The 12,108-nt window shown below is 54.6% G+C and carries 9 protein-coding genes; 4 read left to right on the top strand and 5 right to left on the bottom strand.

Annotation, left to right across the window (positions count from 1 at the left end; genetic code table 11):
- Positions 1–83: 83 nt before the first annotated feature.
- The 3 genes from IMCC3135_RS27355 to IMCC3135_RS27345 form a co-directional block, all read right to left on the bottom strand.
- Positions 84–869 (bottom strand): enoyl-CoA hydratase-related protein, encoded by a 786-nt coding sequence (locus IMCC3135_RS27355; RefSeq protein ID WP_088920483.1) that lies wholly within the window; start codon positions 867–869, stop codon positions 84–86.
- Between the two features lie 28 nt (positions 870–897).
- Positions 898–1,176, bottom strand: a complete 279-nt coding sequence (locus IMCC3135_RS27350; RefSeq protein WP_157736304.1) for a GlsB/YeaQ/YmgE family stress response membrane protein — start codon at positions 1,174–1,176, stop codon at positions 898–900.
- 106 nt (positions 1,177–1,282) lie between these two features.
- Positions 1,283–6,103, bottom strand: a complete 4,821-nt coding sequence (locus IMCC3135_RS27345) for an NAD-glutamate dehydrogenase (RefSeq protein ID WP_088920481.1) — start codon at positions 6,101–6,103, stop codon at positions 1,283–1,285.
- Between the two features lie 416 nt (positions 6,104–6,519).
- Here IMCC3135_RS27345 and IMCC3135_RS27340 point away from each other — a divergent pair, with 416 nt between their 5' ends.
- Positions 6,520–7,278 (top strand): M48 family metallopeptidase, encoded by a 759-nt coding sequence (locus IMCC3135_RS27340; protein ID WP_236994674.1) that lies wholly within the window; start codon positions 6,520–6,522, stop codon positions 7,276–7,278.
- A gap of 117 nt (positions 7,279–7,395) precedes the next feature.
- Here IMCC3135_RS27340 and IMCC3135_RS27335 read toward each other — a convergent pair whose 3' ends face one another.
- Together IMCC3135_RS27335 and IMCC3135_RS27330 are read right to left on the bottom strand one after the other, a co-directional pair.
- Positions 7,396–8,064 (bottom strand): rhomboid family intramembrane serine protease, encoded by a 669-nt coding sequence (locus tag IMCC3135_RS27335; protein ID WP_088920479.1) that lies wholly within the window; start codon positions 8,062–8,064, stop codon positions 7,396–7,398.
- Entirely contained in the window at positions 8,057–9,049 is a 993-nt protein-coding gene (locus IMCC3135_RS27330) for an adenosine kinase (protein ID WP_088920478.1), read from the bottom strand. The genes IMCC3135_RS27335 and IMCC3135_RS27330 overlap by 8 nt, the downstream gene beginning before the upstream one ends.
- Positions 9,050–9,144: 95 nt before the next feature.
- Here IMCC3135_RS27330 and aspS point away from each other — a divergent pair, with 95 nt between their 5' ends.
- The 3 genes from aspS to IMCC3135_RS27315 are packed head-to-tail and all read left to right on the top strand — an operon-like array spanning position 9,145 to position 12,062.
- On the top strand, positions 9,145–10,947 hold the full coding sequence (gene aspS / locus IMCC3135_RS27325; protein ID WP_088920477.1) for an aspartate--tRNA ligase: 1,803 nt from the start codon (positions 9,145–9,147) through the stop codon (positions 10,945–10,947).
- On the top strand, positions 10,940–11,407 hold the full coding sequence (nudB, locus tag IMCC3135_RS27320) for a dihydroneopterin triphosphate diphosphatase (protein WP_088920476.1): 468 nt from the start codon (positions 10,940–10,942) through the stop codon (positions 11,405–11,407). Before aspS ends, nudB begins: the two co-directional genes overlap by 8 nt.
- A 4-nt stretch (positions 11,408–11,411) precedes the next feature.
- Positions 11,412–12,062 (top strand): esterase/lipase family protein, encoded by a 651-nt coding sequence (locus tag IMCC3135_RS27315; RefSeq protein WP_088920475.1) that lies wholly within the window; start codon positions 11,412–11,414, stop codon positions 12,060–12,062.
- Positions 12,063–12,108 lie beyond the last annotated feature (46 nt).

The raw sequence follows: 12,108 nt of genomic DNA, 5'->3' as shown, positions 1-12,108 counted from the left end.
CAAAGTGAATGTGCAAGATCGTCTCAAACAGGCGTTATAGCGCTCTATTTACGAGTCGATCAGAATAGCGACGCTGGCGTGGATCAGTTGCCGGAAAACTGTGGTTTGCGCTTGTTGAGAAAGGCATCGACGCCTTCTGCGAAATCATTGGTCTGGCTGGCAGAGTGTTGATAATCACGCTCAAGGTTCAACTGCTCATCCAGTGTGCGGGTCTGTGACAGACGTAGCAGTTGCTTGGTGTAGAACAGACCAGTGGTAGCCTGCTTTGACAGTCGGTCGGCGAGCAGGGTGGTTTCCTCGATCAGTTTGTCGTCATCTACACAGCGCCAGATCATGCCCCATTGCTCTGCCTGCTCGGCGGGCACGGCCTCTCCGGTCATGCATAGAGCGGTTGCTCGTGCCAGACCTACCAGTCGGGGTAATGTCCAGGTGCCGCCGCCGTCGGGGACCAGACCGACATGATTGAAGGACTGGATGAATTTGGCGGAACGGGCTGCCAGCACGATGTCGCAGGCCAGGGCCATATTGGCGGCAGCGCCTGCTGCAACACCATTAACGCAGGCAATCACCGGTATATGCATCGAGGTAATGGCACGAATCAAGGGATTGTAGTGTTCTTCAACTACGTCTGCCAGGGCGCTCAGATCCAGGTCGGCCAGATCCTGTCCTGCAGAAAAACCACGACCTGCACCGGTAATGACCAGACAACGCACCTCTGAGGCTTGCCTGATACGAGCAAATACCTCACGAATCTCGCCATGCATGGCCGCCGTGAAGGTGTTCAGCTTTTCTGGTCGGCTCAAGGTCAGCCAGACGACACCATCGCTCTGGGCAACATCAATAAACTGGAAATCGCCGTCAAGTTTCATATGCCTGGTACTCCTGCTGCCGCTGGGCTTATTCGAAATTGCGAGGCTTGGCTGAACGGAACAAGCTGGCAATCAGAACCAGCATGAAAGCGCCGAACAGGGCACGAATCAGGTAGTCCGCACCACCCACATCAACAGACAGTGATTGTCCGACAATGACGGGAAAGAAGGCACCCAGTGAGGCTCCAAGGATACCCAGCAGCATATTCACGATGAACACCATGCCTCGACTGCGCAATAGAACCCCAGCGATTGAACCGAATATGATGCCGATCAGCAACATCAGGATGAGATTTTCAATGGGCAAGCGCTAATGCTCCTGTCAGGCTAAGGGACGTTGATTATAAGGTAGCAGTATGCCCGGTAAAGCGACACTGTCGTATTACCGGGCAGCCTGCTTGAACCTGTGTCCGTTATGCCTGTACTGCAAGTGGCCTGTCAGAACGCAGCAGTCGATGAACTTCGTTGATTGCCAAAGAGAGCATGGCGAAGTCGATGGATGTGTTTGCCTTGAGCTCAGTCATCAATGATTGATACTGGGAGATGGCCGTTGCGTGCTGGTTTGCCCATCCGCTGACGCGTTCAAGGGCTGGCAGGGAGGCATCCGTGACACCAACAACCTCGGCACATAGATGACGTTGCTGATAATGCAGGTCACCACGTAGTTCGGCCGTTGCCAGCTTGTGCCAGTGTGAAGTGACAACCAGTTCCCCAATGCGTTCTCGTAACCAGCTGAGGTCCAGGTGCTGACCCAGAGCAAAATAGACCGAGGCTACATCAGCGACCGGTTGGCTCAGTGAACGGGCAATCTCGACGATATCCATTGCCGAAGACAGCGGTACCACACGTGCCACAGCCGTTGCCGTCTCAGTTGGCGCACCAGCCTGTACGAAGTGATTGACACGTTGTTCCAGAGTTGCCTGCTCGACACCGGACAGACAATCAGGCATGGCTTCAATCAGTTCATCCAGACCGGATCGGAACTGCTCTACCAGAGCATGGATGTTGCTGCCAGTCTTACGGGTTCTGATCAGCCAGTGAGTGGCACGTTCGACCAGTCCACGCACCAATATCTGCATACGGTATTGCTCGATGGCATCAATCTGATTGTCCAGCTCCTCGATGGAAGCCCAGAGTTCAGGCAATCGAAAGATGTGCTTGACGATGACAAAGGCCGCTCCAACATCACTGGCAGTCGCGTTGAGCTCCTGGCGCATGCGCAGTGTAAAGGTGGGGCCGAGTCGGTTGACCACATCATTGGTCACGATAGTGGCAATGATCTCGGGCCGTAGACGGTGCTGCAGAATCTGTTCGCGGTACCCGCTTGTCAATGCCTGCGGGAAGTAGTCCATCAGCACGGATTCAAGTGAAGGATCAGCAGAAAAATTACTGCCCATCAGATCGTCAAACATGACCATCTTGCTGTACGAAACCAGCACTGCGATTTCGGGCCGGACCAGGCCGCGATTATGGGCCATGCGGTCCGCGATTTCTTCGGCTTCGGGCAGGTACTCGATGGTGCGGTCCAGACGGCCGATGGATTCCAGATGCTGCATGAAGCGTGATTGCTCATTCAGCGCTGCCGGTCCGTCTACTACGCACAGATCGATACACTGAGTTTGCAGATAATTGTCACGCAGCACATGCAACCCGACATCAGTCGTCATCGACTCCAGCAGTTGATCGCGTTGCTTGATCGTCATGTCGTCACCGGCAACAATGGCGTTCGCCAGAATCTTGATGTTGACTTCATGATCCGAACAATCGACGCCGGCCGAATTGTCGATGGCATCGGTATAGATGAGTCCACCGTTCTGGGCAAACTCGATACGGCCAAGTTGTGTGAAACCAAGGTTGCCGCCTTCACCGACTACTTTTGCACGCAGTTGGGCGCCGTTGATTCGCAGAGAATCATTGGCTCGGTCAGCAGCGTCGGCATGAGTCTGTGATGCGGCTTTGACGTAGGTGCCGATGCCACCGTTCCACAACAGATCCACTGGAGCTTGCAAAATAACCGAAATGAGTGCCGTGGGAGTCAGTTTTGCCTGATCCGTTCCCAGTATCTGCTGGGCCTCGGGCGAGAGTTCGATCTGCTTGGCCTGTCGCGAGAAGATACCGCCACCGGCGGAAATCAGGGAGCTGTCGTAGTCTGACCAGCTTGAACGGGGCAGGTTGAACAGACGTTGGCGTTCGGCAAAAGTGAGCGACGCATTCGGGCTGGGATCAATGAAGATATGCTGATGGTTGAATGCTGCGACCAGCTTCAGATGCGGTGACAGCAGCATGCCGTTACCAAAAACATCACCGGCCATGTCGCCGATACCGACCGTTGTGAATTCATCTTTCTGCGTGTTGATTGCCAGATTTCTGAAGTGGCGTTTTACCGACTCCCAGGCACCGCGAGCGGTAATGCCCATCTTCTTGTGGTCATAACCGACCGAGCCGCCAGATGCAAAGGCATCTCCCAGCCAGAAACCATACTTGATGGCAACTTCGTTAGCGTAGTCAGAGAAGGTGGCCGTACCCTTGTCGGCTGCAACCACCAGGTAGGGGTCGTCCTTGTCGTATCGAACCACATCAGGTGGGGGAATGACCGTCGCACCGTCAAGGTTGTCGGTGATGTCCAGCAAGCCGCTGAGGAAGGTGCGGTAGCAATCAATGACGATTGCCATCATGGCTTCGCGCTCTGGCGGCAATGCTGCCTTGACGTAGAAGCCACCCTTGGAGCCAACCGGAACGATGACAGCGTTCTTGACCATTTGTGCCTTCATCAGGCCCAGCACTTCGGTGCGGTAATCCTCACGTCGATCAGACCAACGCAAACCACCACGGGCAACTGGTCCACCGCGCAGGTGAATACCTTCAACCTTGGACGAATAAACAAAAACCTCAACCATTGGACGAGGCAATGGCAAATCTGGCACCGCCTTGGAATCCAGCTTGAACGACAGGTAGTCACGCAGCTGACCCTGCTCGTCGGTGCGATAGAAGTTGGTACGCAATGTCGCCAGAATGACGTTGCGGTAAGCACGCAGTATGCGATCCTCGTCCAGACTCACAATGCTGTCCAGCTGGGCGTCAATGTTGTCAAGCAATGCTGTCATCTGCTGCGACTGTGCGCTATCGGTGCCGGGCTTGAAGCGTGTTTCAAACAGCTCAACCAACAGACGTGTGATTGGCGCATTCGCAATAAGACTGTCGATCATATAAGCCTGCGAGAAGGGCACATTGATCTGCAGCAGGTATTTGCACAAGGCTCGCAGTATCACGACCTGACGCCATTCGAGAGAGGCATCGAGTATCAGACGGTTGAAGCCATCATTCTCGACATCGCCACGCCAGATATGATCGAAAGCGGTCTGGATGCGGATAGCCGAATCGTCCGTTTCCTGACTGACGTTCTGATTGGTTTGCTGCACGGTGAATTCGTGAATCCATACTGGCGGAGCATTAGCCCCACGAACCTCGAATGGATGTTCAGACTCGACCCGCAATCCCATGTTTTCAATAACGGGAATGACATCAGAGAGAGAAACCGGCTGGTATTTGGCAAACAGCTTGAAGTTGATGGTGCCACTGTCCGCCACGATATGCCGGTAGAAACTCATGACCGGTGCCTCTTCGGGCAGGCTGTGCTCGATGAAGTCGACATCTGCAGCAGCGGCTCGTGCCGAATAGTCTTCACGATAACTGGAAGGAAAAGCGGTGCAATAACGACGCAGCAGGCGCATGGCCGTGACCTCATCGTGATTCTCACGCAAGGTCGATTCCAGACGATCAGTCCAGGTGATGGCGGCCTGACGAATACGTTGTTCTATGGAGTCCCAATCGATATCACGTATGAAGGGAGGGTTTTTCTGAATGATGAAATGCAGTCTTGCCAGTGCGGATTCTGAAGAGAAGCGCGTGTCGAATCCGGCGCTGATGCCGTCAATATGAGTGATCAGAATCTGCTCGATCGTCAGGCGCAAATCGCGGCTGTAAGCATCTCGCGGAATGTAGACCAGGCAGTTACTGAATCGGCCCAGAGAGTCTGTGGAGTTGAAGAGCCGAACCTGCTGGCGCTCCTGCAAAGCCACAATGCCACTGGCCATGCTCAATAGATCGTTACTGCGCGTCTGCATGAGCATGGCGCGTGGCAACCCTCGCAGAGTCGCGGCAATGGCTTTGCCATCATGAGACTCGGTAGTCGTGCCTGAGGCATTGATAACTCGCTCAACCCGTTCACGCATCCAGGGGATGCTACTGACAGCTTCGTTCTGCAAACCGGTGATAAACAGACCGACGATGCAATCTATATGCGTCAGCTTGCCATTGGCATCGCGTCGAGCGTACATGATCAGATCAGCCGGTTCGTTGCGAATGATGGGCGAGGCATGGCCTGCCTTGCAGACCACTGGCGCGTTATCTGCAAATGCCGTATCCAGGCTTTCGCCATCCAGTCCATCGGGCATCAGATCTGCCGTGTTCCAGCCACTCAGTTGCTCGCTGCCATGGACGACGCCGGTCGAATGGTGCAATGCGGTAAAGCCATCGCCAAGCTGCAGCTGCGCATAACCCAGGCAGGCAAACTGCCGCTCATCGAGCCAGCGAACAAACTCGGATTGCTCAGTATTTTCTACCGAATCAGCGATGCTCTCAAGCTGACTTCTAACGGCTGCAGAATCGTGCCGGATAATGGCGAGTGTCTTGAAAAGCTCGTCAATGGATTGGCGAACGGTGGGTTGATCTTCTTCGGTAATCGCATCGATCTCGATATGGATCAGTGACTCTTTTGGTGCAGTGTCAGTGAGTCGAAGCCATTGGCCTTCTGCGGTTCGTTCTACACTTAAAATAGGGTGAATGATGCGATGCACGGTGTGCCCGAGACGTTCCAGATTGGCATGCATGGAGGACACCAGCCAGGATTGATCACGCGCCACTATCTGGATGATGGTGTGCGCCGATTGCCAGCCATGCTTGTCGAACGTAGGGTTATAGACTGCATGGCTATGTGTTTCATCGCCTTGATTACGAGCCAGTTGCCAGTGGGCTAGCGCCGTACCGGCCAGATCATCTGCACTGATCTGTGCCAACTCCTCATTTGGTACGTACTCGAAGTAGGCGGGAATAAACTGCGTCAATTGCTCCTTGTGAGAGGCATCCAATGAGCGAGGCAACGCTTCCATGATCGTTTCGATCAATGCCTGTCTCTTGAGAATCACATCGTTGACTGCTGCTTGCTTGTCGGCCATTGTGCCGTGCTCCTTGAGGTTAGCCGAAGAGTAACACTGCCGCTATGCTCTGTTAAAGACCAAGATGTGCTATTTCAGTGCACATTGTTTAACCCAGAGCCGGGCGCTATGTCACCTTAGGGATCGTGAAACAATTAACTATCATTTTCAGTCGTCCCTGCATCCTGCCCTGCCGCGTTGTTCGGCGGTTGAATAGCAAGCTATTCGCCCTTCTCACGCCTTGCCGGACAGGCGGACTGGGCGTCCCCCAGGGCCAACTGAAAACTGTTACTTAATTATTTCACGATCCCTTAGTGGTGATAATGTGTTTTGAAGACTCGAATCAACAAGTCAGGAAAGAAAGTACACCTATGCAACTTCGTAGCCTAGTTCCTCTAGTAATAGTTACATCCTCAATCCTGTCTGCTTGCGTCAGCGTGCAGACAACACAACCGGGCGCCATCGGTCTGGATCGCACCCAGCGAATGTCGACGCTGGTCTCGGCTGACGAACTGAACCAGGGTGCTGTGACTGCCTATGCGCAGGTCATTGGTGAGGCCAACAAGGAAGGAACTCTGAACACCAATGCTGCCATGACCAAGCGAGTCAAGGCAATTGCCAATCGCATTATTCCTACCGTCGGAGTGTTTCGCGAAGATGCGAAGAGTTGGGACTGGCAGGTGAACGTTATCAATTCAGACCAGCTCAATGCCTGGGCCATGCCGGGTGGCAAAATCGCTTTCTATTCGGGCATCATTGAAAAATTGCAACTCACTGATGCAGAGATTGCGGCCATTATGGGGCACGAAATTTCTCATGCATTGCGCGAACATTCCAGAGAGCGTGCCTCGGAAGAAGCTAACAAATCTCTGGTGCTGGGTATTCTCAGTCAGGCAACGGGCGCCGGTGCAACGACGCAGGCATTGGCAGATCTTGTCTACAAGACAACCCTGGGATTGCCTAACAGTCGCTTGCATGAAACGGAGTCGGATCGCATGGGTGTCGAACTAATGGCGCGTGCCGGTTACGATCCGCGGGCAGCGATTGCGGTGTGGGAGAAGATGGCAAAACTGACAGGCGGCTCAAGTAGTCCGGAGTTTCTGTCAACGCATCCGTCCAACGATACTCGCATCAAGGACTTGACCAATTACGCTGCCAAAGTCATGCCGTTGTATGAGGCCGCGAAAAAATCCTGATTAATGCCATCGAGCACTGATCAGATAGGTCGGTAGAACGAACCGGTTCTCGCCAGGCTCCCGGAGCCTGGCGAGAATAGACTGATTTACTGCGGGCGCAATTCCTCGGCCAGGCCTCTAACCCAGCGAGACGCCTCCCAGTTTTGCAGCCATGATAGCTAGCGCCGTCAACAGTACGATGGCAGCTGCACCGATCGATACGGTGTTGCTGGTCGATGCACCCTGTGAGCGAGCCGGTAGCCAGATCACCAGGTAGCCGATCAGCAAGCCAGCCAGTACGCCGCCAAAGTGACCCCAGAACGAGATGCCCGGTACCAATAATGGCAGGGCCAGGTTCAGCACTACCAGTCCGAACACGGGAGACTGCTGTGGTTTCATGCCGCGTTCGTGCAGGGCAATCCCCATCACCGCCGCCAGACCCAGTACCGCAGCGGATGCGCCCAGGGTGGCCTGATCCCAATCGAACAGCATCACCGTCAGAGCGCCGCCGACCAAGGAACTGAGATACATCAGAGAGAAGCGCAAGCTGCCGAAGCTGCGTTCCAGTTGCGGTCCCAGCATGTAAAGCAGGTACATATTGAATCCCACGTGCAGCAAGCTGCCGTGTAGAAACCCGGACGTGAGCAAGCGCCACCACTGACCTTCTTGCACCAGTGGTCCGTACAACAGGCCCGCATTCGTCATGCTGCCGCCGCTGGCCATCTGGCCCAGATACAACGCAATGTTGAGTGCAATCAGTGCCAGCGAGACGGGCGCGCCCGTCGGAATGCTGGGAAGCTTAAACAAAACGTTTGCTGACTTCGATCATCTGATCGTCGCTCAGCCTCGCACCCATCTGCTGGACCAGTTTTGTAGCGGCATAGCCTGCCAGTTCACCACAGTCGGCAAAGCGCATGCCGTGGGTCAAACCATGCAAAAAGGCTCCGGCATAGATATCACCAGCACCATTGGTATCGACAGCTTCGATCTTCTTGGCCGGGATGTCATAGAGCTTCTCACCGTCAAAGATCATGGCGCCTTTGGGACCGCGCGTCATGGCAAACTGCCGACTGATGCTTTTCATGCCTTCGATGCAGTCTTCGATAGAGGTTACATCGAACATCAGTCTGGCTTCATCTTCATTACTGAAGACCATGTCCAGGCCGTCGCCGATGATCTCCTTCAGGCCATCCTTGAAATAATTGACCATGTTTCCATCAGACAGAGTCAGGGAGCATTTGACGCCATTGGCTCGAGCAATTTCTCGTGCCTTGATGGCCGCGGCCCGCGCATTGACTTCCGGGACCAGGTAGCCCTCGATGTAGACGTACTCGGAATCCTTGATGGCAGCCTCATCCAGCTCCGCGACACTGATCTCTCGGGTGATGCCCAGAAATGTATTCATGCTGCGTTCGGCGTCCGGTGTCACCATGACGATGCACTTGCCGGTATGGCCGGCAGCCAGGTTCTCTCGTTGCAGATTGGTCTGCACGCCGCTGGCGCTCAGATCGTCCAGAAAGTAGGTGCCGGTTACATCATTCGCAACCTTGCAGGAATAGTAGGCGGCAGATCCCAACTGGGCAGCAGCGGTGATGGTATTGGCTGCTGAGCCGCCACCGCAGGGGCGGGACTGATATGTGCTTAGTTTGTCGAGCAGCTCATGATGGCGCTCTTCTTCTATGAGAGTCATCAGGCCCTTGTCGATCTTGAGTTCGGACAAAAGACTGTCTGGAACCTCGTATTCGAGGTCCACTAGTGCGTTGCCGACGCCATAGACGTGAAACTTAGGCATGAATAGTCCATAAAGAATGAAAAAGGATATCGATTATCGCTGTTCGTGCGCCAGATAACTATCTACAATTGCCGCTTTTGCTCGTTGAGGTCTTCATGCGCACTCACCCCTGTGGGGCTATTACCCGAGAACAACTCGATTCGACTGTGACTTTCTGCGGTTGGGTTCACCGTCGTCGAGATCACGGTGGAGTGATCTTCATTGATCTGCGAGACCATACCGGACTGGTTCAGGTCGTTTTCGACCCGGATCGAGCCGAAACGTTTGCCTTTGCCGAGGAGGTTCGTAACGAATTTGTATTGCGGATTACGGGCAAGGTTCGCCTGCGACCCGAAGGCACCGTCAATCCGGATATGACAACCGGCGAGATCGAAGTGCTGGGTTACGAACTGGAGATCCTGAATCGGGCGGCAACACCGCCGTTCCAGCTCGATGACAGCAATGTCTCGGAAGAGAATCGCCTGCGTTACCGTTACATCGATATGCGTCGTCCCGAGATGCAGGAGCGCCTGCGTCTGCGTGCCCGTGTGGTTCGCCAGCTGCGTCATGCACTGGAAGATGACGGCTTTATTGAAGTCGAAACACCCATGCTGACGCGTGCAACCCCTGAAGGGGCTCGCGACTACCTGGTGCCCAGCCGTAACCATCCGGGTGAGTTCTATGCACTGCCGCAATCGCCACAGCTGTTCAAGCAGTTGCTGATGATGGGTGGCATCGATCGTTACTATCAGGTTGCCCGCTGCTTCCGGGATGAGGATCTGCGTGCAGATCGTCAGCCAGAATTCACGCAGCTGGATATCGAGATGTCCTTCATCGATGAAAAGACCATCATGAGCACCATGGAAAACATGATGAAAGTCCTGTTCAAGGACGTGCTGGATGTGGAGCTGGGTGGTGGCAACGATTTTCCACAAATGACCTATGCGGATGCCATGAACCTGTACGGTTCCGACAAGCCGGATCTGCGTATACCTCTGGTACTGACTGAACTGTCCGATCTGGTGGAAGGCGTGGATTTCAAGGTGTTTGCCGAGCCTGCCAAGAATCCTAAAGGCCGGGTAGCGGGCTTGCGTGTACCGGGTGGCAACAAGCTGTCGCGCAAGGAAATTGATGGCTTCACCGAATTCGTGGGTCGTTATGGTGCGAAAGGTCTGGCGTATATCAAGTGCAATGACATTGCCAAAGGTCCTGAAGGTTTGCAGTCGCCCATCGTCAAGTTTTTCCCGGCCGAAGTTCTGGCTGCGATCATCGAGCGCACAGGGGCACAAGATGGCGATCTGATCTTCTTTGGCGCTGACAAGACATCGGTAGTTGAAGCCGCACTGGGTGCCTTGCGCATCGAAGTGGCCAAGAAACTCGACATGGTCGAAGATGCCTGGCGGCCATTGTGGGTCGTGGACTTCCCGATGTTCGAATTCGACGAGCGCGAAAAGCGCTGGCATGCGCTGCATCATCCGTTTACAGCACCTAGTGCCGAGTCCATTGAAGAGTGGCAAACCCAGCTGGATGAAGATCCGGGCAAGGTATTGTCAAGGGCCTACGACATGGTCCTCAACGGCTCCGAAGTGGGTGGCGGTTCCATTCGTATCCACTCATCCGAGATGCAACAAAAGGCTCTGGATGTACTGGGAATCGATGAACAGGAAGCTACCGACAAGTTCGGCTTCCTGCTCGAGGCTCTGAAGTACGGTGCACCACCTCACGGTGGCGTTGCTTTCGGAATCGATCGTCTCGTCATGCTGATGTGTGGTGCCGAGAGTATTCGTGACGTCATGGCTTTCCCGAAAACGCAGAGTGCCAGCTGTCTGCTGACCAATGCACCCAGCCCTGTCTCAGAGCAACAGATGAAAGATCTGCATCTGCGAGCCCGGGCTCGTGCTGTTCAGCCAGATGCCTGATACAGCTTCCGGCACGGCACGGGTACGTTCGCTGTTCAAGCGGCCCGAGTCCGTGCTGGTAGTGGTCTATACCCTGCAACTGGAGGTGCTGCTGATCTGCCGCCAGAGCCCTGCAGGGTTCTGGCAGTCAGTGACGGGCAGTCTGGAGCCGGGTGAGACACCTGCTCTGGCTGCCAGTCGCGAACTGGCAGAGGAGACCGGCATCGTGGTGCCGGTCAACGATCACGGCACCAGCCGTACTTATCCTATCCAGGCAGCCTGGCGCAGACGCTATGCTCCGGGTGTGGTGGAGAATCTGGAGCATGAGTTCAGCGTGCAGTTGCCTGATCGCTGTGAGGTGGTGCTGGACTCGTCCGAGCATTCCGAGTATTGCTGGTTACCGATCGTCGAGGCCATTGCCAAGGTATCGTCCTGTTCAAATCGGGCAGCCTTGCAGGCTATTTTCAAGGCCGAGGGTTAAACGTTTGACAAGCAACAGTTCAGAGCCGTTACCCGGCCAGATTACCGTGCTGGTACACGGTATCTGGATGCATGGTGTGGTGATGCGAGTCATGGGCAGAATGCTTGAAGCCCGTGGGTTTCGCACGCATTCGGTCAGCTATAATTTTCTCAAGCGCAACCCGGCAGAGAACGCCCGCAAGCTGCATGATGAGATTGGTGTGCTGGGAGCCAAGAGCATCAATCTGGTTGGTCATAGCCTGGGCGGAATCGTGATTCTGCATCTGTTGCATGAATATCCGGAACTGGCAGTCAACAAGGTGGTGCTGATCGGTTCGCCAGTTCGGGGAAGCTATGTGGCCAGTCGCGTTAATAATTCACCGGCACTGCGACGATTGTTGGGCCGCAGTATCGAAGGCGGGTTGCTGGGTGGGGCTCCGGGCTTTGCAGCAGGTCGTCCTCTGGGTATCATCACCGGCAACGGCAAGCTGGGAATCACCTCGCTACTGTATCCGGTCGGTACACAGAGTGATGGCGTGGTACGTGAAAGTGAAACCCTGATAGATAATGCAAGCGACAGAATCTGTTTGCCGTTATCGCATTCAACCCTGATATTTTCTCGTCAATGTACCGACTACGTGGCACGCTTTCTGACTCTTGGCCGATTCCGAGAGTAACGGGCATTCATGGCGCAGCAGGCTTTGTGGTGTCTTGACTGGGCAT

The organism is Granulosicoccus antarcticus IMCC3135 (genome assembly GCF_002215215.1).
GTDB lineage: Bacteria > Pseudomonadota > Gammaproteobacteria > Granulosicoccales > Granulosicoccaceae > Granulosicoccus > Granulosicoccus antarcticus.
This window is presented reverse-complemented; position numbering and strand designations above follow the sequence as displayed.

What these genes read in the sequence shown, in the direction of transcription:
- IMCC3135_RS27355 (WP_088920483.1), bottom strand. Translation starts at nt 869, where the DNA reads ATGAAACTTGACGGCGATTTCCAGTTTATTGATGTTGCCCAGAGCGAT.
- IMCC3135_RS27345 (WP_088920481.1), bottom strand. Translation starts at nt 6,103, where the DNA reads ATGGCCGACAAGCAAGCAGCAGTCAACGATGTGATTCTCAAGAGACAG.
- IMCC3135_RS27330 (WP_088920478.1), bottom strand. Translation starts at nt 9,049, where the DNA reads ATGCCTAAGTTTCACGTCTATGGCGTCGGCAACGCACTAGTGGACCTC.
- aspS (WP_088920477.1), top strand. Translation starts at nt 9,145, where the DNA reads ATGCGCACTCACCCCTGTGGGGCTATTACCCGAGAACAACTCGATTCG.
- nudB (WP_088920476.1), top strand. Translation starts at nt 10,940, where the DNA reads ATGCCTGATACAGCTTCCGGCACGGCACGGGTACGTTCGCTGTTCAAG.